The 20281-nt window shown below is 71.8% G+C and carries 19 protein-coding genes; 11 read left to right on the forward strand and 8 right to left on the reverse strand.

Going from position 1 to position 20281, the window contains the following annotated elements:
* Positions 1–203: 203 nt before the first annotated feature.
* The 3 genes from ACZ5AJ_RS01570 to ACZ5AJ_RS01580 are packed head-to-tail and all read left to right on the forward strand — an operon-like array spanning position 204 to position 4136.
* On the forward strand, positions 204–1529 hold the full coding sequence (locus ACZ5AJ_RS01570; protein WP_464136514.1) for a diaminobutyrate--2-oxoglutarate transaminase: 1326 nt from the start codon (positions 204–206) through the stop codon (positions 1527–1529).
* Positions 1530–1546: 17 nt separating this feature from the next.
* Positions 1547–2701 (forward strand): ectoine hydrolase, encoded by a 1155-nt coding sequence (doeA, locus tag ACZ5AJ_RS01575; RefSeq protein ID WP_464136515.1) that lies wholly within the window; start codon positions 1547–1549, stop codon positions 2699–2701.
* 28 nt (positions 2702–2729) lie between these two features.
* On the forward strand, positions 2730–4136 hold the full coding sequence (locus tag ACZ5AJ_RS01580) for an NAD-dependent succinate-semialdehyde dehydrogenase (RefSeq protein ID WP_464136517.1): 1407 nt from the start codon (positions 2730–2732) through the stop codon (positions 4134–4136).
* Positions 4137–4163: 27 nt separating this feature from the next.
* Here ACZ5AJ_RS01580 and ACZ5AJ_RS01585 read toward each other — a convergent pair whose 3' ends face one another.
* The 3 genes from ACZ5AJ_RS01585 to ACZ5AJ_RS01595 form a co-directional block, all read right to left on the reverse strand.
* Entirely contained in the window at positions 4164–4577 is a 414-nt protein-coding gene (locus ACZ5AJ_RS01585; protein WP_464136518.1) for a (R)-mandelonitrile lyase, read from the reverse strand.
* A gap of 31 nt (positions 4578–4608) precedes the next feature.
* Positions 4609–5304, reverse strand: a complete 696-nt coding sequence (locus ACZ5AJ_RS01590; RefSeq protein ID WP_464136520.1) for a DNA alkylation repair protein — start codon at positions 5302–5304, stop codon at positions 4609–4611.
* A 72-nt stretch (positions 5305–5376) separates the two neighbouring features.
* Positions 5377–6360, reverse strand: a complete 984-nt coding sequence (locus tag ACZ5AJ_RS01595) for an MDR family oxidoreductase (protein ID WP_464136521.1) — start codon at positions 6358–6360, stop codon at positions 5377–5379.
* 240 nt (positions 6361–6600) lie between these two features.
* Here ACZ5AJ_RS01595 and ACZ5AJ_RS01600 point away from each other — a divergent pair, with 240 nt between their 5' ends.
* The 4 genes from ACZ5AJ_RS01600 to ACZ5AJ_RS01615 all read left to right on the forward strand — a co-directional run bounded on the left by ACZ5AJ_RS01600 (position 6601) and on the right by ACZ5AJ_RS01615 (position 11205).
* Entirely contained in the window at positions 6601–7758 is a 1158-nt protein-coding gene (locus ACZ5AJ_RS01600; protein WP_464136523.1) for a Gfo/Idh/MocA family protein, read from the forward strand.
* A 262-nt stretch (positions 7759–8020) separates the two neighbouring features.
* Complete coding sequence (locus ACZ5AJ_RS01605; RefSeq protein WP_464136524.1) at positions 8021–9304, forward strand: ABC transporter substrate-binding protein; 1284 nt, start codon at positions 8021–8023, stop codon at positions 9302–9304.
* Between the two features lie 78 nt (positions 9305–9382).
* Entirely contained in the window at positions 9383–10303 is a 921-nt protein-coding gene (locus ACZ5AJ_RS01610; protein WP_464136526.1) for a carbohydrate ABC transporter permease, read from the forward strand.
* Positions 10300–11205, forward strand: coding sequence for a carbohydrate ABC transporter permease (locus tag ACZ5AJ_RS01615; RefSeq protein WP_464136527.1), 906 nt, complete (start codon positions 10300–10302; stop codon positions 11203–11205). Before ACZ5AJ_RS01610 ends, ACZ5AJ_RS01615 begins: the two co-directional genes overlap by 4 nt.
* Here ACZ5AJ_RS01615 and ACZ5AJ_RS01620 read toward each other — a convergent pair.
* The 3 genes from ACZ5AJ_RS01620 to ACZ5AJ_RS01630 all read right to left on the reverse strand — a co-directional run bounded on the left by ACZ5AJ_RS01620 (position 11195) and on the right by ACZ5AJ_RS01630 (position 14252).
* Complete coding sequence (locus tag ACZ5AJ_RS01620) at positions 11195–11959, reverse strand: dienelactone hydrolase family protein (protein WP_464138669.1); 765 nt, start codon at positions 11957–11959, stop codon at positions 11195–11197. The genes ACZ5AJ_RS01615 and ACZ5AJ_RS01620 overlap by 11 nt on opposite strands.
* Positions 11960–12003: 44 nt before the next feature.
* Entirely contained in the window at positions 12004–12855 is an 852-nt protein-coding gene (locus tag ACZ5AJ_RS01625) for a hypothetical protein (RefSeq protein WP_464136529.1), read from the reverse strand.
* Positions 12856–12971: 116 nt separating this feature from the next.
* Positions 12972–14252, reverse strand: a complete 1281-nt coding sequence (locus ACZ5AJ_RS01630) for a calcium:cation antiporter (RefSeq protein ID WP_464136530.1) — start codon at positions 14250–14252, stop codon at positions 12972–12974.
* A gap of 307 nt (positions 14253–14559) precedes the next feature.
* Here ACZ5AJ_RS01630 and thiD point away from each other — a divergent pair, with 307 nt between their 5' ends.
* The gene (thiD, locus tag ACZ5AJ_RS01635; RefSeq protein WP_464136531.1) at positions 14560–15510 is read left to right on the forward strand and encodes a bifunctional hydroxymethylpyrimidine kinase/phosphomethylpyrimidine kinase; all 951 of its coding nucleotides are present in this window, start codon (positions 14560–14562) and stop codon (positions 15508–15510) included.
* On the opposite strand, the gene ACZ5AJ_RS01640 is transcribed toward thiD, so the two are convergent.
* Together ACZ5AJ_RS01640 and ACZ5AJ_RS01645 are read right to left on the reverse strand one after the other, a co-directional pair.
* Positions 15491–15697: a hypothetical protein gene (locus ACZ5AJ_RS01640; protein ID WP_464136533.1), complete on the reverse strand. Its 207-nt coding sequence runs from the start codon at positions 15695–15697 to the stop codon at positions 15491–15493. The two genes, thiD and ACZ5AJ_RS01640, sit on opposite strands and share 20 nt — an antisense overlap.
* Positions 15698–15976: 279 nt before the next feature.
* Positions 15977–16312 carry a hypothetical protein gene (locus tag ACZ5AJ_RS01645; protein WP_464136534.1) on the reverse strand — a complete coding sequence of 112 codons (336 nt, stop codon included), beginning with the start codon at positions 16310–16312 and terminating at the stop codon, positions 15977–15979.
* Positions 16313–16449: 137 nt separating this feature from the next.
* Here ACZ5AJ_RS01645 and ACZ5AJ_RS01650 point away from each other — a divergent pair, with 137 nt between their 5' ends.
* The 3 genes from ACZ5AJ_RS01650 to ACZ5AJ_RS01660 all read left to right on the forward strand — a co-directional run bounded on the left by ACZ5AJ_RS01650 (position 16450) and on the right by ACZ5AJ_RS01660 (position 20263).
* Positions 16450–17982: a SulP family inorganic anion transporter gene (locus tag ACZ5AJ_RS01650; protein ID WP_464136536.1), complete on the forward strand. Its 1533-nt coding sequence runs from the start codon at positions 16450–16452 to the stop codon at positions 17980–17982.
* Positions 17983–18188: 206 nt separating this feature from the next.
* Positions 18189–19595, forward strand: coding sequence for a sensor histidine kinase (locus tag ACZ5AJ_RS01655; protein ID WP_464136537.1), 1407 nt, complete (start codon positions 18189–18191; stop codon positions 19593–19595).
* The gene (locus tag ACZ5AJ_RS01660) at positions 19592–20263 is read left to right on the forward strand and encodes a response regulator (RefSeq protein WP_464136539.1); all 672 of its coding nucleotides are present in this window, start codon (positions 19592–19594) and stop codon (positions 20261–20263) included. Before ACZ5AJ_RS01655 ends, ACZ5AJ_RS01660 begins: the two co-directional genes overlap by 4 nt.
* The last annotated feature ends 18 nt before the right edge of the window (positions 20264–20281 follow it).

The raw sequence follows: 20281 nt of genomic DNA on the forward strand, positions 1-20281 counted from the left end.
CATGCCACTCGATGTGCCATGCACCGATATCGGGTTCCGGTTCCGCCCCGCTCGGCCCGGGTGCTTGACGGGGAGCACCATCAGGTGTGAGCGTCATCACAGGGCATGGTCATCGCGGGTTCCGCGGGGACCGGAGAGCAGGAGGCGACCACCCAGCACCGATGACGGCACGACCCCGCAGCAGGGGAGAGCGAGGCAGCAGCATGAACAGCACCACCCGCGGCGACGCCGCAGCCGCACCGATCGACACCAGCATCTTCGACGAGCACGAATCGGAGGTCCGCGGCTACTGCCGCAGCTATCCGACGGTCTTCGCCTCTGCGTCCGGCTCGCGCCAGAGGGCGGAGGACGGCACCGAGTACATCGACTTCTTCGCGGGTGCCGGGGTCCTGAACCTCGGCCACAACGATCCGGCGATGAAGCGGGCGGTCATCGACTTCCTCGAGGCCGATGGCATCGTCCACGGCCTGGACACGCACACGACCGCGAAGCGCGACTTCATCGCGCGCTTCCACGAGGCGGTGCTGGCGCCGCGGGGCATGGATCATCGTCTGCAGTTCATGGGGCCCACGGGCTCCAACGCCGTGGAGGCCGCGCTCAAGCTGGCGCGTCTGACCACGGGGCGGCCCGACGTCGTCGCCTTCAGCCACGGCTTCCACGGGATGACGCTCGGCTCGCTGGCCGCGACCGCCAACCAGGCCTTCCGGCAGTGGGCCGGGGTGCCGCTGCGGAACGTGCACCGCCTGCCCTTCGAGACTGCGCCCGGCGGTCGCACGGCCGTCGCCGAGTACGGCGCGGCGCTGCGGGACCCGTCGAGCGGGCTGACTCCGCCCGCGGCGTTCCTCGTCGAGGCGGTGCAGGCCGAAGGCGGAGTGAACGTCGCCAGCGCCGACTGGCTGCATGAGGTGCAGGCCCTGGCCCGTGAGGTCGGGGCCCTCTTCATCATCGATGACATCCAGGCGGGGATGGGCCGCACCGGCAGCTTCTTCTCCTTCGACGGGATGGGTCTGGATCCTGACATCATCACGCTGGCCAAGGGCCTCGGCGGGATCGGCACTCCGATCGCCGTGAACCTCAACCGGCCCGAGGTCGATGCGCACTGGAGCCCCGGCGCCCATACGGGGACGTTCCGCGGCCAGGGCATCTCCTTCGTGGCCGGGACGGTGGCGCTGGAGCGGCTCACGGACGATGCCTTCCTGCAGGACGTTCTGGACAAGGGCGTCGTGATGCGCGAGCGCCTGGAGGCGATCGCCGCGGCGCGGCCCGGGAGGGGGTGGGAGGTCCGAGGTCGCGGCATGATGCAGGGACTGGACACGGCCGACGGCGCCTTCGCCCAGCAGGTCCAGGCGGAGTGCTTCGCGCGAGGGCTCCTGATCGGTCCCTGCGGCTCGGGCGGGCGCGTCATCAAGCTGATCCCGCCGCTGTCCATCGGGACGGACGATCTGACCGAGGGGCTCGACATCCTCGAGCAGGCGATCGACGCCACCGACGGCACCGTGGCGGCCCCGTCTGAGAGGGAGGCCCGCTGATGCGCCGCCGGGATGACATGACGTTCCCCGCCGAGGAGTACGCGCGGCGGCTGCGGGAGCTGCGCGAGCGGATGGCCGACCGTCGGCTCGACGCCGTGATCATCACCGATCCCGAGAACCTCATGTACCTCACCGACCATCAGACCAGCGGGTACTCGTTCTTCCAGGCGCTGATCGTGCCGCTGGAGGCGGAGCCGGTGATGATCACCCGTGCGATGGAGCTCTCGAACGTCGTCGAGCGCACCTGGGTGGAGGGGGCGCGCGCCTATCCCGACACCGGCGATGCGATCCTCGAGCTGGTCAGCGCGCTGCGCGACATGCGTCTGGCGGACTCGAGGGTGGGCTACGAGCGCAACAGCTACTACTTCCCCGCCTATCAGCAGGACCGCTTCCACGACGCCTTCGGCGAAGGGCTCGTGGACTGCTTCGGCATCGTCGAGGAGGGCAGGATCCGCAAGTCCGACGTCGAGATCGAGGTCATGCGACGCGCGGCCGACGCCGCCGCGGCAGGCATGCAGGCGGGGCTGCGGGCGGCCGTCCCCGGCGTCACCGAGAACGAGGTCGCGGCGGAGATCTCGGCAGCCATGTTCCGCGCTGGAGGGGAGTTCCCGGCGGTCATGCCGTATGTGACCTCCGGGCCCCGCACGATGATCGGCCACGCCACCTGGGAGGGTCGCACCATCATGCCGGGGGATCACGTGTTCCTCGAGGTCGGAGGCTGCTTCCGGCGGTATCACGCGGCCATCATGCGCACCGTGGTCAACGGCCCCCTGGAGGAGTCGATGCGCAGCGCCCAGGACACGATGGAGCGCGCCCTGACGGAGCTGCGGGCCACGATGCGACCGGGGATGACCGTGTCCGAGGTCGATCGGCTGGCCCGGGGGATCATCGAGGACAACGACGTCGGCGCGCATCTGGTCACGCGCGCCGGCTACTCCATCGGGATCGCCTTCCCGCCCAGCTGGGACGAGGGGTACATCCTCTCGCTCATGGAGGGCGACGAGCGGCCCCTGGAGCCGGGCATGACGTTCCATCTGATCCCCTGGATGTGGGGCGTGGACGGCGACAAGACCGTCGGCATCTCCGACACCGTGCGGATCACCGAGGAGGGCTGCGCCTCCTTCTTCACCCTCGACGAGGACTTCACCGTGCACGATGCGCCGTCGGCCTGAGACCGGCGGCGACCGAGAGGAGAACGCCATGGGCATGGAGAGCATGGGCTGGGAGAGCACGACCGTGCTGTCTGCCGTCGACCCGACGACCGGCGATGTGGTGCGGGAGGTGCCCGCGATGGCACCGGATCTCATCACCGCCGCGATCACCCGGGCCGACGACGCCTTCCGGAGCTGGCGGGAGGTCGGCTTCGGTGAGCGCGCCGAGGTGCTGCGGGCCGTCGCAGCCCACCTGCGCGAGCACGTCGACGAGCTCGCCCCGCTGATGACCGAGGAGATGGGCAAGCCCATCACGGAGGCCCGCGGAGAGGTCGGCAAGGCCGCCTGGGCCGCCGAGCACTACGCCGAGCATGCCGAGGAGTATCTCGCCGACCAGCACATCGCCTCGGACGCGACGTCCTCGTACGTCCAGCATCTGCCTCTCGGACCGGTGCTCGGCGTGCTGCCCTGGAACGCCCCGTTCTGGATCGCGTTCCGCTTCTGCGCTCCGGCGCTGATGGCGGGCAACACGTGCCTCATGAAGCACGACCCGCACGTCCCCGGCTGCGCTGCGGCGATCGAGGGCGTGTTCCGGGCGGTCGGAGCACCGGAGGGGCTGCTCCAGAACCTGCTCGCCGCGACCGCCGACGTCGAGGTCGCGATCCGGGATCCTCGGGTGCGGGCGGTGTCCTTCACCGGATCGGACCGTGCGGGTGCGGTCGTGGCCGCGATCGCGGCCTCCGAGGTCAAGCCCGCGGTGCTCGAGCTGGGCGGCTCCGATCCGTGCATCGTCCTGGCGGACGCCGATCTCGAGGAGGCGGCGCGGGTGGCGGCCCTCTCGCGGATCATCAACGCCGGGCAGTCCTGCATCGCCGCGAAGCGGCTGATCGTGGAGGACCCCGTCCATGACGCGTTCGTCGATCTGCTGACCGAGCATCTGCAGGCGCTGACCGTCGGCGACCCCCGGAGGGAGGACGTCCAGGTGGGGCCGATCGCCCGCGGGGACCTCCGCGAGAACCTCCACGCGCAGGTCAGCGCCACCGTTGCGGCCGGTGCGCGCTGCGTGATGGGCGGCGAGGTGCCCGACGGGCCCGGCTTCTTCTACCCGGTGACGCTGCTGACCGGGGTGGAGCCGGGCATGGCGGCCTGCACCGAGGAGACGTTCGGGCCGGTCGCGGCGGTGATGCGGGCCGACGACGCCGAGCATGCCCTCGCACTGGCCAATGCCACCCGCTTCGGCCTCGGGGCGAGCGTGTGGACGAGCGCCGAGAGGGGCGCGGCGATGGCGCGTCGGATCGAGGCGGGGCAGGTGAGCGTCAACGGGATCGTCAAGACCGACCCGCGGCTCCCGTCGGGCGGCATCAAGCGCTCGGGCTACGGCCGGGAGCTGGGACCGCACGGGATCCGCGAGTTCGTCAACGCCCAGCAGGTGTGGGTCGGCCCGGCGAACAGCTGAACGGCCTGAACCGCCTGATCCGCCTGCTCAGGAGAGTGCTGCGGCGGCTGCGCGCTGGTACTCCTGGTCGGTGACGGGCTCGAGCCAGGTCACCTGGGTGCCGTCGGCGTCGTTCTCGTGGATGGCCAGGTGCGCCATGAGCCGATCGGGCAGGGCGCCGTGCCAGTGCTCCTCATCGGCGGGGATCCACACGGTCTCACCGGGGGCGAGGGTGATCGTGTCCCCGGAGCGGGTCGCGACGATCCCGAGGCCGTCGGTGCCCCAGAGGGTCTGGCCGACGGGATGGCTGTGCCAGTGGGTCCGGGCGCCGGGCGCGAAGTGCACATGGGCCATGCCGATGCGCGAGTCGCCGAGCGGTCCGCGGAGCTGCTCCATGAGCACCTCGCCGGTGAACGACGAGGATCCTGCGCGGGCGGAGGTGGGTGCGGGCAGCTTCTCCATGATGGCTCCTTGCTCGTCCTGCGGTGGGAGTTCACCCGGCCTCGCGGCGGCGGACGATCTCCGCGATCCAGGTCGGGGCGAAGGGGGAGGTGCAGTTCGGCGGCGTCGGATAGTCCTTGAGGACCTCGAGCTCCTCGCCGATGGCCAGGGCACGCTCCCGGTGCTCGGAATGCTCGATGCCGATCATCGCGAGGCAGGTGTTCATCTGCCACTGGAGGCGGTCCGGTGCCTCCTGCAGGCGGGTCTCGATGAGGTCGAGGAGTCCGTCGAGGTCGACCCGGTCCGGATGCTTCACGACGGCGTCGGCGGTCAGCGCCCAGCCGGCGGCGGCGACGTCCGGGTCGGTGTCGGCGAACCAGCGGCTGCGCAGCAGCTCGGCGTGCGGCCCCTTCCCGACGACGTAACCGACGAGCCAGTCCTGCAGCTTCGGAGTGCGGGCCTCGCGCAGCATGGCGTCGAGCTCGTCGGCGTCCAGGACCTTCGGACGGCACACCAGGACCGCGAGCAGCCGGGCCGCCGTGTCCCCGGTCGCCCACAGCGGGCGCACGAGGTCGGGGCGGGCCCTGAGGCGCTTGGCGATCGCGCGGAGCGCACTGAGGTTCACGGCATGGTCGTCGCCGTGGCGGCGGTTGACGGCGAGGATCCGCTCGTCCGCGAGCGCGGAGAGCTCCTCGAGCAGCTCCTCGACCTCGGTGTCGATCGTGTCGTCGGGCGTCCTGGCGGTCATGGTCGCCTCCTCGGTGGGGCCCGTGGTTCCGGGCCCAGGATAGCTGTCCCGGGGACGGGCTCGGCCGGCGCCTCAGGCTCGCACGTCGACGACCGTGCGCCCACGGATCCTCCCCTCGAGGATCCGCGGCGCGACCTCGAGGACGCCCTCGAGGCCGACGATCTCGGTCATCGTCTCCAGCGCGGACAGGTCCAGCTCCGCGCCCAGCAGCGCCCAGGCGCGCTCGCGCAGCGCTGTCGGCGCGTCGACCGAGTTGACGCCGACGAGGGAGACGGCGCGCAGGATGAACGGCAGGACGGTGGTGGGCAGGTCCGAGCCCTGGGCGAGGCCGTAGGCGGCGGCGACGCCCCCGTAGCGGGTCTGCGCGAGGGCGTTGGCGAGGGTGCTGGAGCCGACGCCGTCGACCACCGCGGCCCAGCGCGCCGACTGCAGGGGCGCCGACGACGGCTCGGCGAGCTCGCGGCGGTCCAGCAGCTCCGCCGCGCCCAGGCCCCGGAGGTACTCGCCCTCGGCGTCGGCGCGGCCGGTCGAGGCGACGACGCGGTGCCCGCGTCCCGCCAGCAGGCTGATCGCCACGGACCCGACGCCGCCCGCCGCGCCCGTGACCAGCACGTCCCCGTCGTCGGGGGAGATCCCGCGGTCCTCGAGCGCGAGGACGGCGAGGGCCGCGGTGAAGCCGGCGGTGCCGATCGATGCGGCCTGCATGGTGCTCAGCGCGTCGGGGACGTGCACGAGGGAGGCGGCGCGGGCGACCGTGCGCTCGGCGAATCCGCCCGGCCGGGACTCGCCGGCTCCGCCGCCGTTGAGCACCACGCGATCGCCGGGGGCGAAGCGCGCCGAGGTCGATTCGGCGACCGTGCCCACGGCGTCGATGCCGACCGCGAGCGGCCAGGAGCGCACGAAGCCCGGTCGTCCGACGACGGTCGCCCCGTCCTTGTAGTTCACGCTCGAGTGAGAGACCTCGATCAGCACCTCGTCCTCGCCGAGCGGGCCGGGCGGGGCGATCTCGGTGAGGACCGCGGGCTGCTTCTTCTGCTGGGCGACGATGGCGCGCATGGGGACCGTCCTGTTCGTCGGGCGTCGGGCATCGGGTGCATCCCTCGGCATGCCGGATGCACCCACCAGCATGGCAGTCTGCCGGCGGGGGTGCGGGGACGAAGGGGCGCTTCAGCGCTTCAACGGGTCAGGGAGTCCTCGCTGCGGGGCGGCGCGGCGCACGCCTCCCTGGGCGGCGGCGTGCATAGGCTCGATCCCGCCCGAGCGGCACGAACGCGACGACGGAAGGAGCGCCCCGGCATGACCCAGGCACCGCAGCAGAAGGACCAGCACGAGGACCGGCACGAGGACCAGCGCCAGGACCAGCAGGAGAACCGGCCCCGCCGGCTGCGGGCGGGGGTGATCGGGCTGGGGTGGGCCGGCCAGCAGCATCTCGCGGCCTACGCCGCCGATCCGACCGTCGAGCTGGTCGCGCTCACGGCGATGGAGCCCGAGCTTCTCGAGCGCTTCGGGGAGGAGCACGGGGTCGTCGGCCGCTATGCCGATCATCGGGACATGCTCGCCGCCGAGGACCTCGACGTCGTCTCGATCGCCACGCCGACGTTCCTGCACGCCCCGATGGCGATCGATGCGCTCGAGGCCGGGGTCGACGTTCTGTGCGAGAAGCCGATGGCCCAGTCCGCGGAGGCGGCCCGCACCATGGTCGAGGCCGCCGAGCGCACGGGGCGCCTGCTCGAGGTCTCCTTCAACCATCGGCGGCGCGGGGACGTGGCCGCGCTGAAGCGGGCGATCGATGCGGGGCTGCTCGGCCGCGTCTACTACGCCAAGACCGGCTGGATCCGACGTCGGGGGATCCCCGGGCTCGGGACCTGGTTCACGCGCGCCGAGACCGCGGGCGGCGGCGCCCTCGCCGACATCGGCGTCCACATGCTCGACATGACCCTGCACCTGCTGGGGGAGCCGGCCGTGCGGACCGTCTCCGCGACCACGCACGCGGAGTTCGGTCCGCTCGGTCGCGGCGGCAGCGGCTTCGGCATCTCGCCGGTGGCCGAGGGGACCCCCTTCGAGGTCGAGGATCTGGCCAGCGCCTTCCTCCGCCTCCATGACGATCAGGGCGAGGCGACTCTGCTGCTCGAGGCCAGCTGGGCTCAGTGGATCCCCCACGACCGCTGCTACGTCACCCTCTACGGCTCCGAGGGCGGTGCGGAGATCTCCTGGGGCGGGCCCGACGGCGCGGAGATCAGCGTGTGGACCGACGTCGAGGACATGCCTGCGGTGATCACCCCGCCCGTCGGCCCCGACGGGCATCACGCGCAGGCGGTCGGAGACTTCCTCGCCGACGTGCGCTCCGGCCGGGCCGTGGACCGCATGGGCGCCGACGCCCTGCGTCGTGCGCTCGTGCTCGACGCCTGCTACCGCTCGGCCGCCTCCGGAGCGGAGGTCGTGCTCGAGGCGTGAGGTGCGGCGGGGGATCCGCGAGTCCGGGGATCCGGGGATCCGGCGGAGCCCGCAGCGGGGAGCCGGGAGAGCTGGTGCCCGCGGGCCGTGCACGCTCACGGCACGATTGCGTCACGGTCCGCCACAGCGGCCGACGGAGCCTGCGCGGCGGTGTGTCGCGTGTCACCATGGACGGGCGAGCGGCGGGGTCGGACCCGACGAGCCCGCCGCGCGACCTGGAGGTCAGGCGTCCCGCCGGACCATGTTCAAAGGAGAACCTCAGGTGATCACCCGCAGGCACGCACTGATCCTTCCCGGCGCCGCGATCGCCGCCGGCTCCCTGGCCGCATGCGGCGGCTCCGACGACTCCGGCGGCGGAGGCGGCGATGACAGCGAGGTCGAGGTCTTCACCTGGTGGGCGTCCGGCTCGGAGAAGGCCGGCCTCGACGCCCTGGTGGAGGTCTTCGACGAGCAGCATCCGGACACCGAGTTCGTCAACGGCGCGGTGGCCGGCGGTGCCGGCTCCGCCGCCAAGGACATGCTCCAGTCCCGGCTGCAGGCGAACGACCCGCCGGACACCTTCCAGGCGCACGCCGGTGCCGAGCTCAACGACTACATCGACGCCGCGCAGATCCTCGACGTCTCCTATCTGTACGACGACCTGGGCCTGACCGAGGCGTTCCCCGAGGCCCTCATCGAGCGTCTCACCGCCGACGGAGCGATCTACTCGATCCCCTCGAACATCCACCGCTCGAACGTGGTGTGGGGGAGCACGCCGGTGCTCGACGAGGCCGGCATCGACCCGAGCTCGCCGCCGACGACGGTCGACGACTTCCTGGGCCAGCTGGAGACCCTCAAGGGCGCCGGCGTGACGGCGCTGTCGATCGCGACCACCTGGACGCAGGTCAACCTGCTCGAGGCGGTGCTGATGGCGACGCTCGGCGCCACGGCCTACAACGGCCTGTTCGACGGCTCGACCGACTGGTCGGGCTCCGAGGTCACCACCGCGCTCGAGCAGTTCGAGGCGATGATGGGCTACACCAACACCGACCGCGACGGCCTCGACTGGCCCGATGCCACGCAGCAGCTGATCGACGGCACCGCGGGCTACAACGTCATGGGCGACTGGGCGGTCGCGGCCTTCGAGCAGGCCGAGCTCGCGCCCCAGGACGACTACGTGTACTTCGAGCTGGGCGGGGCTGACAGGATCTTCGGATTCCTCGCCGACTCCTTCACCCTGCCCGACGGCGCCCCGCATCCCGGCGGGGCGGAGGCCTGGCTGGACACCATCTCCTCGGTCGACGGCCAGCTCGCCTTCAACCTCGCCAAGGGGTCGATCCCGGCCCGCACGGATGTGGACACCTCCGAGTTCGGGGAGTATCAGCAGACGGCGCTGACCTCGTTCGCGGAGGACCAGATCTGCTCGTCCATCGCCCATGGCGCGGCCACCTCGATCGGCTGGCTGAACGCGATCTCGGACGCGACCAGCCAGTTCACCACCGGGGCCACCGACCTGGCGGGCTACCAGCAGGCGCTCGCGGACGTCGCCGGCCAGAACATGGGCTGACCGGCGGATCGGGCGGGCCTGCTGCGTCGGCCCGCCCGCTCCGTCGTCCCCCCGCTGCTCGTCGATGCCGAGGTGCCCGTGTCCGCCACGAAGTCCCTGTCCTCCCGGGTGCGCCGCTCCGGCCCCGCCCTGCTCCTGATCTCGCCGTCCCTCATCCTCGTGGGCGTGTTCGTCTACGGGCTGATCTTCAAGAACCTGTGGATGTCCGCGACGGACAACCACACCGCGGCACAGGCCAACGGCCGCCAGCCGATCTCCTTCGTATTCCTGCAGAACTACATCGACCTGTTCGCCACCGAGGCGTTCCGCCACTCGATGGCGAACCTGGTGCTGTTCACCGTCGCGTTCCTGGTCGGCGCGATGGCGATCGGCTTCGTCTGGGCATGGCTGCTCGAGCGCCCCCTGCGCGGAGGGCGCATCTTCCAGACCGTCTACCTCTTCCCGATGGCGATCTCCTTCGTCGCCTCGGGCGTGGTCTGGCGGTGGCTGCTGAACTCGAACCAGGGAGAGTCCGCCTCCGGTCTGAACCGCCTGTTCCAGATGGTCGGACTCGGGTTCCTGCAGAACCCCTGGTGGAACAACGTCACCTTCGGCATCCTCGCGATCGCCCTGCCCGCGGTGTGGCAGCTCTCGGGCTATGTGATGGCGCTGTTCCTGGCGGGATTCCGGGGAGTTCCCGACGATCTGCGCGAGGCCGCGCGGGTGGACGGCGCGAGCGAGCTGCAGATGTACCGCCACGTGATCTTCCCGCAGCTGACGCCCGTGCTGATGAGCGCGGTCGTGATCATCGCGCACATGTCGCTGAAGTCCTTCGACCTGATCATGTCGATCTCGAAGCCCGCGAACTACCAGACGAAGGTGCCCGCGGTGGACATGTTCGTGTTCAAGTCCAGCTACGACTACGCGAACGCCGCGGCCGTCGGCACGATCCTGCTGGTCGTCGTCGGCGTGCTGATCGTCCCGTATCTCATCTCCCAGAGCAGGGGGAACCGCCGATGAGCGCCGCGACCTCCCGCACCGACGCCGGACTGCCGGCGCCCGCACCGATCCCCGCCCCCTCGGCATCCGGCTCCCGCGGCCGTCGCAGCGGAGCGATCCTGACGATGCGCTACGTGCTGCTGCTGGCCGGCGTCGTGTTCGTGCTGATCCCCGTGTACGTCCTGCTCATCACGAGCTTCAAAGGAGTGGGCGATGCGAGCCCGGCGCGCGCCTGGCTGCTGCCCTCGAGCTGGACCCTGGAGAACTGGGCGACGGCCTGGGACCAGCTGGCGCCGGGGCTCCTGCGCTCGGCGATGATGGTCGTGCCCTCCACGATCATCTCCTCGGTGCTCGGCTGCATGAACGGCTTCGTCCTCTCGCGATGGCGGTTCCCCGGTGCTGACATCGTCTTCACGCTGATCCTCTTCGGCATGTTCCTGCCGTACCAGGCGGTGATGATCCCGCTGCTGGAGCTGGTGCTCGCGCTGCCGATCCCCAGCGGCATCCCCTCGCTGATCCTGCTGCACGTCGTGTTCGGCATCCCGATCACGACCCTGATCTTCCGCAACTACTTCGAGACCGTTCCCGGCGAGCTCGTCGAGGCCTCGACGATGGACGGGGCGGGCATGCTGCGCACCTTCTGGTCCGTGGCGCTGCCGATCGCGGTGCCCGGCTTCGCCGTCGTGCTGATCTGGCAGTTCACGAGCGCGTGGAACGACTTCCTGTTCGCGGTCTTCTTCTCGACCGCCGTGAACGGGCCGGTCACGCTCGTCCTGAACAACCTCGCCAACGGGGCGCTGCTGACCGACTACGGCGTGTCGATGGCCGGTGCGCTGCTGACCTCGCTGCCCACGCTGCTGGTGTACGTCCTGCTCTCGCGCTACTTCATCGCCGGGCTCATGTCCGGTTCGGTCAAGGGGTGAGCACGGAGCGGAGGAAGCGGGAGGTGCGCTCCCAGGCGTCGTCGGCGGCCTTCGCGTGATGCAGGAGGGGATGCGGATTGTCGAAGGCATGGCCTGCGCCCTCGTGCACCGCGAACTCGACCTGGTCGCGGGAGCCGTGGGCCGTGACCGCCTCGCGGATCCGCTCGACCTGATCGAGAGGGATGAAGGCGTCGGCGGTGCCGAAATGGTGCAGGCTCGGCACGTCGACCGATCCCGCCCGCTCCAGCAGGGTCGGCAGCGCCGAGCCGTAGTAGCTGACCAGCGCCGTGACCGGGTCGCCGTGCTCGGCGGCGGTCGCCGCGGCGGAGAAGGCCAGCCCGCCGCCGTAGCAGAAGCCCAGCAGCGCGACGCGTCCAGGATCCACGGCAGGATGGGAGCGCAGGGCCTCGCGTGCGGCGAGGGCATCGGCCTCTGCCCGCTCCCACGGCAGTCGACTGGTCAGGGTCACGCCCTCGGCGATCCAGGTCTCCCCGTCCGTCTGCTCCTCGAGGCCGACGACGGGTGGGTCCAGCCGCGCGAACAGCTGCGGGGCCAGCACCGCGCAGCCGAGGGCCGCGAGATCGGCGCAGCGTCTCCGCAGGGAGTCGGACAGGCCGAAGATCTCCTGCAGCACCACGATGCCGGGCACCGGATCGGGGCCCGGGCCGGAGGGATCCCCGGACCCCTGAGCCTCCTCAGGCAGCCACAGCAGGCCGGCCAGCTCGCCGGCGTCGGTCGGGATCCTCAGCGTCATCGCGTCCACGCGGCGACCGTAGCCGATCGGGGTGCTCCGGCCCGTCAGCCGACGGCGCGGCTGAAGCGGACCAGCTCCTGCGAGGCATCGCGGACGCATGGCGGCAGACGGTCGTCCTCGGCGACCAGCCGGGCGCGGGTCAGCCAGGAGCTGCTCGCCGGATCGAACATGAATCCCCACAGCGGCACCTGCGGCACCGCGCACGCGACCGCCGCCGTCGCGGCATGCAGGCGGGCCCCGAGATCCGAGGAGGCGTCCAGCAGCTCGGCCGCATGCTCCACCGGCCGCTGGCCGCTCACCGCCGCCGCGGCCAGCAGATGTGCGCGACGGACGCCCGGCCGATGTGCCGGTGCATCGATCTCCGCGCGAAGCCTGGGCAGCAGGTCCGCGGCCTGACCCGGCGCGGATGCTGTCCAGGTCAGCGGAGCATGGGTCGGGATCCAGCGGGGCCGCTCGAGGCGCCAGAACGCTGCGGTCTCGGCGGCGAACGGATGCCCGCTCGCCGCGGCGACGATCGCGAGGGAGACCGCGGGATGGCGCCACTCGGCGTCCGAGGTGTCGCGGACGACGGCGATCTCGCCCTCCCAGCGCGGACGCAGCGCGTCGACGTCCTCGGCGCGCCCGCGCCCGTGGGCGATGAGCACCTCGAGGAACAGCGCGATCTCGGCGAGCGTCGCCGTCGGATCGCCCAGACGCTGGTGGAGGCGCGCCTCCGTGCTCGCCCCGAGCTCGGCGAAGGCATCCAGCAGCGCCCCGCCGTCGGCCCGGGAGCCGTCGGGCCGTGCCCCCTGGATGTCCACCCCGTCCAGCAGATCCCCGTCGAGAACGTCCAGGGGATCGATCTCCCGCACCCGTGCACGGGGCCCGCGCAGGAGGTCGCCGTCGTACAGGGCCATGGTGTCCTCCCGCCCGTCGGAGCCTCGATGCGCCGAAGCATCGCCGATCCGCCCGAACCTCCGGTGACGCCCGGGTGTCCGGGGAGGGACGAGCTGACCAGCGGCGCGGGCGACGGTCAGCCGAGCAGGATGAGCGCGTAGACGCCGAAGAGCCCCAGATGCACCGCGCCGTGGAGCGCTCCGGGGCGGCGGGCGAGCAGCGTCAGCGCGGTCATCGCGAGCGAGGCGCCGAGCAGAGCGAGCATCGTCGGGGACTCCGCGGAGACGACGTGCGCACCGGTCAGCATCGAGATCGCGAGGACGGTCGGGATGGTGAGGCCGACGGTCGAGACCAGCGCCCCATGGCACAGGTTCACCACCCGCTGCATCTCGCCGCCGACGGCGGCGCGAACCGCCGTGATCGATTCTGGCGTGAACACGATCAGCGCGATCAGCACCCCGCCGAGCGCGGCGGGCGCTCCGAGGCGTGCGAGACCGTCGTCGAGCAGGTCGGCCATGCTGTGGGACAGCAGCACGATCGGCAGCGCGGTCGCGATCAGGACTGCCGCGCGCGCGATCAGCTCGCCCCGGTGGGCGACGAGGATCTCCCGGATCGGCCGACGAGCCCCCGCGGGGTCGCCTGAGCTGTCAGGGTCGCCTGTCCCGTCGGGGTCGTCGGCCGCAGCTGCGGCGTCGTCGTCGGGCGGGATCTCCTGGAAGGCCGCGGCACCTCGCCCGGTCTGCAGGATCAGGAACGCCCCGTACGCGAGGATCGTGAGGATCACGATCGGCAGCTCCTGCGCTCGCGAGTAGGCGCCGTCGACGCCGATCAGCGCCGGCAGCGCGAAGGCCGTCGTGCCGAGGACCGCCAGCATCGCCAGGTACACGACGGCGCCGCGCGGGTTCGCGCGCGGCACGTGCGTCGCGCCCGGTCCAGGATCGGTTGCCGAGGTGCGTCGACGTCGGCGCCGTCGCGCGACCGCGGCGGCGATCAGGCACACGCCCATGACCAGGTTCAGGATGATCATCGACACCGCGGAGACGGAGTCGCGGGCGATCGTCGCATGGTCGCCCGGTCCCAGCAGCACAGCCGCGATCAGCACCACCTCGATCGCGACGATCGACAGGGTCAGCACGAGGGTCCCGTAGGGGTCGCCGAGGCGGCGGGCGAGAGCCTCGGCCTGATGCACGACGCCCAGCGCGCACAGCACGATCACCGCGATGATCGCGGCGAGCACGCCGATCAGCACGGCGGAGGGCAGGGGAGAGGCCAGCGGACGCGCGAGCACCGTGGTGAGCAGGACCGATCCCCAGCCGAGGCCGAGGCGGAGACCGTCCTTCACGGTCAGCACGGTCAGCACGGTCTGCACGGTCAGGGGCGATGCGGGGCGCGACGACGGGGCGGGGAGTGACGGCACGGTGATGCTGCCTGTTCCGCGAGGCCGTCCTCGCCCGGGGAGGGGACCGACGGGTCGTCCCGTCGGCCGCGCCGCGACGTCGGGCGCCCGCCCAGGGTATGCGATCCTCCGAGCGGCGAGATCGATCCGGTGGTGCACCTCTCCGGTGGCACACCTCGCCTGCGGGAGGACCCGACGGACAGGACCGGCCTGCGGCGGAGGGGACGCGTAGCATCGTCGGCAGTGGCACGGGGTGCCGACGCGGGGCGTCGGCTGAGATCAGACCCGTCGAACCTGCACCGGTCAGCACCTGCGAAGGGATCGTCACATGGAGAACGTCCGCACGCCTGAGCCCGCGCCCCGACGGCCGGCGACCGCCCTGACGATCGCGGGCTCGGACTCCGGTGGAGGAGCCGGCATCCAGGCGGACCTGAAGACCTTCACCGCGCTCGGCGTCTACGGCGCGTCCGTGATCACGGGACTCACCGCCCAGAACACCCAGGGTGTGCAGGGGATCCTGCCGACTCCCGCCGACTTCGTCGTCGCTCAGCTGATCTCGGTGATCGACGACATCGAGATCGATGCGACGAAGCTGGGGATGCTGACCTCGGTCGAGATCGTCGAGGCGCTCGCCGAGCAGATCGCCGCGCGCCGCTCGGCGTTCGGCATCGTCGTCCTCGATCCGGTCATGATCGCCACCAGCGGCGACGCCCTGCTGCCGGAGAGCGCCGGCGAGGCGCTGCGCGACCGTCTGCTGCCGCTCGCGGACATCGTCACCCCGAACCTGCCCGAGGCCGCCGCTCTCCTGGGCGAACCGGTCGCGCAGGACGTCCAGGGGATGACGCGGCAGGCGCAGCGCCTGCGGGCGCTCGGTCCGCGGGCCGTCGTGCTCAAGGGCGGGCATCAGGACGACGACGAGGTCACCGACGTCGTCGCCCATGAGGGCGGCGTCGAGCTGCTGCGCGCCCCGCGGATCCGCACCCGCGGAACGCACGGCACCGGCTGCACGCTCTCCTCGGCGATCGCCGCCGAGCATGCCCGACGGACGGACAGGAGTCCTGCCCGAGGCGCAGACGCGGGCAGGACGTCAGGAGCCGGGATCGCCGTGGACCTCGCGGCGGTGTCCGCCGCACGCGGCTATCTGCAGCGGGCGCTCGAGGGAGCGAGGGCCTGGGAGCTCTCGCGCACCCCCGAGCGGGGCCACGGCCCGGTCGACCATCTGGTCGACCTCGCCGCCGCGTCGGACGGAGGGAGCCCGCTCAGGCGGAGCGGCGCATGATCGTCGGATAGGTCCTGCCGGCGGTGGAGGCGGCGGCGCTGAGCGCCGCGAAGCGCGCCAGATCCGTCGTCCGACCGGGCGGGAGCGCACCGCCGTCGGACGCCGGAGCGATCATCGCCGGCGATTCCTCATCATCGAGGTAGTCGAAGTGCTGGGCTGCTCGGTCATGCGTGTCGGTGATCTTCACGGAGATCTCCTCCCTGGGGAAGGTCAGGGTGTCTTCTGCCGACGAGGGGCCTCGTCGGTCTCGACAGCATGACACTCGTCACTCCGAATCCGGCGAAAGCAGACTGGTTTGTGGATGAGTGTCGACGGTGGAGGAGTCAGGAAAGCCCTTGTCCGCCTCAGGAACGGGATCTGCGCCTCAGGGACGGCCCGCGGAGGCGTCGTCGTCGGGACCTTCGCCGGGCGAGGACGCACCACCGGACTCGTCGGCGGACCCGCCAGTGCTCCCGGTCTCCGTCTCCTAGGGGTCCCGGCTCTCCGAGGGGTCCCGGCGCCTCGCCTCGCCCTCCTCATAGGCCGTGAGGCGGCGCTCGGCCTCGTCCTGCATCCGCTGCGGGCCGTAGAGGCCGTGCTTGCGGGCGAGATCGTCCTCGATGTCCTCCTCGCTCGGCTCGCCGGCACGGCGACGGGTGCCCATCACGACCCCGATCAGCAGGCCCAGGACCACGCCCAGCACGGCACCGGCCAGGAGGCTGCCGAACCCCGCCATCCCGATCGAGATGCCCAGCACGATGCCGATCGGCATGCCGAAGGGGAGCCAGGTGGCGTCGAAGGAGCGGCGCTTCTCGTCGGACATCGGTCCTCCGTCCGGATGGCCCGGCGCACATCGCCGGGGGAGTGTCGAAGCAGTCCTTCGAGCGTAGTCCCCTGCGGCCGCCGATGCCCGCACGGGATGCGGCGGAGGAGGCGCAGAGCACCCCGTAGGATCCGTGCGTGACATCCCCCCATCCCGTCGCCGAGGCACCCGTGCGCACCGTCGCCGAGGCGATCCGCCGCCCGCGCGCTCTGACCACCGAGATCCTCGCCGGAGCGGTCACCACCCTCGCTCTGATCCCCGAGGTCATCTCCTTCTCCGTGATCGCGGGCGTGGACCCCCAGGTCTCCCTCATCGCCTCCGTGGTGCTGGCGATCTCCATGTCGATCCTCGGCGGGCGGCCCGCGATGATCACCGCCGCCGCGGGAGCCGTCGCCCTCGTCGTCGCACCCCTGGTCGCCGAGCACGGCGTCCAGTACCTGCTGCCGACGGTGATCCTCGCCGGTCTCGTCCAGATCCTCTTCGGGGTGCTGGGCCTCGCACGCATCATGCGGTTCATCCCGCGCTCGGTGATGATCGGGTTCGTCAACTCCCTGGGCATCCTGATCTTCACCGCGCAGCTGCAGCACGTGCTCGACGTGCCCGCCATGGTCTATCCGCTGTTCGCCCTCACCCTCGTGATCGTGATCGGTCTGCCCCGCATCTCGCGGGCCCTCCCCGCCCCGCTGATCGCGATCGTGCTGGTCACGGCGATCACGATGCTCGCAGGTCTCGACGTCCCGGACGTCGGCGACCAGGGGGAGATCGCCAGCGGCCTCCCCGGGATCACCGTGATGCAGGTGCCGCTCAGCATCGAGACCCTGCAGATCATCGCGCCGACCGCGCTGAGCGTCGCGTTCGTCGGACTCATGGAGACCCTGCTGACCGCGAAGCTGGTCGACGACATCACCGGGACGGGATCCTCGAAGTCCCGCGAGTCCTGGGCCCTCGGCATCGCCAACATCCTCGCCGGGTTCTGGGGCGGCATCGCCGGATGCGCCATGATCGGCCAGACCGTCGTCAACGTGAAGCTCGGCCGGGCGCGCACCCGCATCTCCACCTTCGTCGCCGGCACGCTCCTGCTGATCCTCGTCGGCGCGCTGTCGGACGTCATGGCGCGGATCCCCATGGCCGCGCTCGCCGCCGTGATGATGGTCGTCGCGGTCTCCACGGTCGACCTGCACAGCGTGAGGCCGTCGACGCTCAGGCGGATGCCCCTGTCGGAGACCTGCGTGATGGTCGTGACCGTCGTGGTGGTCGTGGCCACCCACAACCTCGCCATCGGCGTCGCCGCCGGTGTGCTCCTGGCGATGGTGCTGTTCGCCCGACGGGTCGCGCACGTGACCACCGTGACGCGGAGCGTCGGCGAGGAGCCCGAGGAGCCCGGTGCGGCCGACGGCGCCGCCGGCCCCACGATCCGGTATGCCGTGCACGGGCCGCTGTTCTTCGGATCCAGCAACGACCTCGTCGAGCAGTTCTCCTATGCGGAGGACGCCGAGGCGGGACAGGTCGTCGTCGACTTCACCGCCGCCCAGATCTGGGACGCCTCGACCGTCGCCGTCCTGGACTCCGTGCAGACGAAGTACGCCGAGCACGACGTCGACGTGCGCTTCACCGGCCTGGACGAGCGCTCGGCAGGCTTCCACGGTCGGCTGACCGGCACGCTGGGCTGAGCAGGACACGGGGCTGAGCAGGACACGGGGCTGAGCGGCGCCCCGGATCGCATCTCATCCTCGAGGACGATGCCGATGGCACCGGCGGGCGATGGTCGGGAGCCGTGGGCCGCCTAGACTCCAGGAGCGGAGACGGACCCGCACGGACCCGCATCGAGCGGAGACGGACCCGCACCGCGGACGGTCCGCCGGAGGGAGCCGGGCAGATGAGCACAGACGCCGACAGCGCCGACAGCGCCCCGGGGGAGCCGCCGCGCAGGCGCCGCCCCCGCACGGCGCGGCGGGTGTCGCGCCGCACGCTGCAGCTGGCCGGGCTCATGCTCCTCTGCCTCGTCCTGTTCTCGGTGCTCGTCCCGATCCAGGCCACCTACTACGGGACGCCCGTGCCCCTGGCCATCCCGCTCGGTGCGCTCCTGTGCGGGGCGCCGCTGATCGCGATCCGTCGACCCCGGGCGGCGGCCGCCGTGTTCTGGGCGGCCGCGATGCTGCTGCCCCTGATCGTGTCCGCGGGGCGGGATCTCGGCTGGCCGTGGCCCTGGTCGGTGCCGGCGATGATCGCGTTCGTCGTGCTCCTCCTCGTCACCACCGTCCTCCACGGCTGGAGGATCGGCGCGGCGGCCTGGGCGGCGACTCTGGCCGGTTCTCTCCTGCTGCCGGTGCTCGCCCCGGCGGTCCCCTCCGGCGTCACCGGCGCAGACCTCATCGTCACGGCATCCCTCACCGGAGCGGCGCTGCTGGTGGCGATCCTCCTGGCCGGTCGGATCCGCGTGGGGGAGCAGCTGACCCGGGAGCGCGAGGCCACGGCCTCGGAGCAGGAGCGTCGGATCCTCGTCGAGGAGCGCGCCCGGATCGCACGGGAGCTGCACGACGTGGTCGCGCACAGCACCTCGCTGATCCAGGTGCAGGCCTCCACCGCCCGCTACCGGATCCCGGGCCTGCCCGAGGAGGCTCTCACCGAGTTCGACGACATCGCCCGCACCGCACGCAGCTCGCTGGTGGAGATGCGGCGGCTGCTCGGGGTGCTGCGCACGGAGCACGACACGGTCCAGCTGGTGCCCCAGCAGTCCATCGCCGACATCCCGAGCCTCGTGGAGGGCATCCGCCGCACCGGCGGGGAGGTCGAGCTCGACTTCGCCCCGCCGGACGAGATGCTGCCCGCATCCGTGCAGATCGCCGCCTTCCGCATCACCCAGGAGGCGCTGAGCAATGCGGTGCGGCACGCGCCGGGCGCCCCCGTCGCCGTCCGGATCGGCAGCACGGGATCTGCCGTCGCCATCGAGGTGCGCAACGGGGCCGCGCCGCCAGTCCCTCCCGGGGCCGACGGCGTCGCCGCCCGCTCGGTGCCGGGCGGCGGGCACGGCCTGCGGGGGATGCAGGAGCGGGTCTCCCTGCTCGGCGGCAGCCTCCTGGTGGGGCCGAGCCCCGACGGTGGCTGGTCGGTCACCGCGCTGCTCCCCTGGGCGGAGACGACGAGCACGACGGGCACGACGGGCACGACGGGCACGACGGGCACGACGGGCACGACGGCCACGCAGGCTCATCGGCCGACGACGGATCAGCCGATGACGGGCACGACGACACCGACGGGGACGTCGGAGGAGGAGACGGCATGAGCATCGAGGTGCTGATCGTCGACGACGCGGCCATGGTCCGCGCGGGCTTCGCGGCCCTGCTGGACGCCCAGGAGGGCATCCGCGTCGTCGGACAGGCGACGACGGGCAGGGAGGCACTGAGCCTCGCGAGCCGTCAGGGCGCCGACGTGATCGTCATGGACGTGCGGATGCCGGAGATGGACGGTATCGAGGCGACCCGGCAGATCCTCGCGCCCGGGTTCCCGGCGCCGAGGACCCCGCGGATCCTCATGCTCACCACGTTCGACATCGACGACTACGTGTACGACGCGCTGCAGGCGGGAGCCAGCGGATTCCTCCTGAAGGACGCGGCCCCGGAGGACCTCGTCCACGCCGTCCGCGTCGTGGCCGCCGGGGATGCGCTGCTCTCCCCGGGCATCACCCGGAAGATGATCGCCCGCTTCGCCGCACAGAAGCCTCAGCCCCCGCGCGCCGCAGGCCTGCTGGGCCGGCTCACCGACCGTGAGCGCGAGGTGCTGGTGCTCATGGGGCAGGGGCGATCGAACAGCGAGATCGCCGCCGAGCTGTTCGTGTCCGAGCACACGGTGAAGACCCATGTCGGCAAGGTCCTCACCAAGCTCGGCCTGCGCGATCGCGTGCAGGCGGTCATCTTCGCCTACGACAGCCGCCTGGTGACGCCGACGTCCTGACCCGACCGTCGGCTCCCG

The sequence above is a fragment of the Brachybacterium zhongshanense genome, assembly GCF_055385755.1.

Coding starts and splice junctions, on each gene's coding strand:
- ACZ5AJ_RS01570 (WP_464136514.1), top strand. CDS start 204: ATGAACAGCACCACCCGCGGCGACGCCGCAGCCGCACCGATCGACACC.
- doeA (WP_464136515.1), top strand. CDS start 1,547: ATGACGTTCCCCGCCGAGGAGTACGCGCGGCGGCTGCGGGAGCTGCGC.
- ACZ5AJ_RS01580 (WP_464136517.1), top strand. CDS start 2,730: ATGGGCATGGAGAGCATGGGCTGGGAGAGCACGACCGTGCTGTCTGCC.
- ACZ5AJ_RS01585 (WP_464136518.1), bottom strand. CDS start 4,577: ATGGAGAAGCTGCCCGCACCCACCTCCGCCCGCGCAGGATCCTCGTCG.
- ACZ5AJ_RS01590 (WP_464136520.1), bottom strand. CDS start 5,304: ATGACCGCCAGGACGCCCGACGACACGATCGACACCGAGGTCGAGGAG.
- ACZ5AJ_RS01595 (WP_464136521.1), bottom strand. CDS start 6,360: ATGCGCGCCATCGTCGCCCAGCAGAAGAAGCAGCCCGCGGTCCTCACC.
- ACZ5AJ_RS01600 (WP_464136523.1), top strand. CDS start 6,601: ATGACCCAGGCACCGCAGCAGAAGGACCAGCACGAGGACCGGCACGAG.
- ACZ5AJ_RS01615 (WP_464136527.1), top strand. CDS start 10,300: ATGAGCGCCGCGACCTCCCGCACCGACGCCGGACTGCCGGCGCCCGCA.
- ACZ5AJ_RS01620 (WP_464138669.1), bottom strand. CDS start 11,959: ATGACGCTGAGGATCCCGACCGACGCCGGCGAGCTGGCCGGCCTGCTG.
- ACZ5AJ_RS01625 (WP_464136529.1), bottom strand. CDS start 12,855: ATGGCCCTGTACGACGGCGACCTCCTGCGCGGGCCCCGTGCACGGGTG.
- thiD (WP_464136531.1), top strand. CDS start 14,560: ATGGAGAACGTCCGCACGCCTGAGCCCGCGCCCCGACGGCCGGCGACC.
- ACZ5AJ_RS01645 (WP_464136534.1), bottom strand. CDS start 16,312: ATGTCCGACGAGAAGCGCCGCTCCTTCGACGCCACCTGGCTCCCCTTC.
- ACZ5AJ_RS01655 (WP_464136537.1), top strand. CDS start 18,189: ATGAGCACAGACGCCGACAGCGCCGACAGCGCCCCGGGGGAGCCGCCG.
- ACZ5AJ_RS01660 (WP_464136539.1), top strand. CDS start 19,592: ATGAGCATCGAGGTGCTGATCGTCGACGACGCGGCCATGGTCCGCGCG.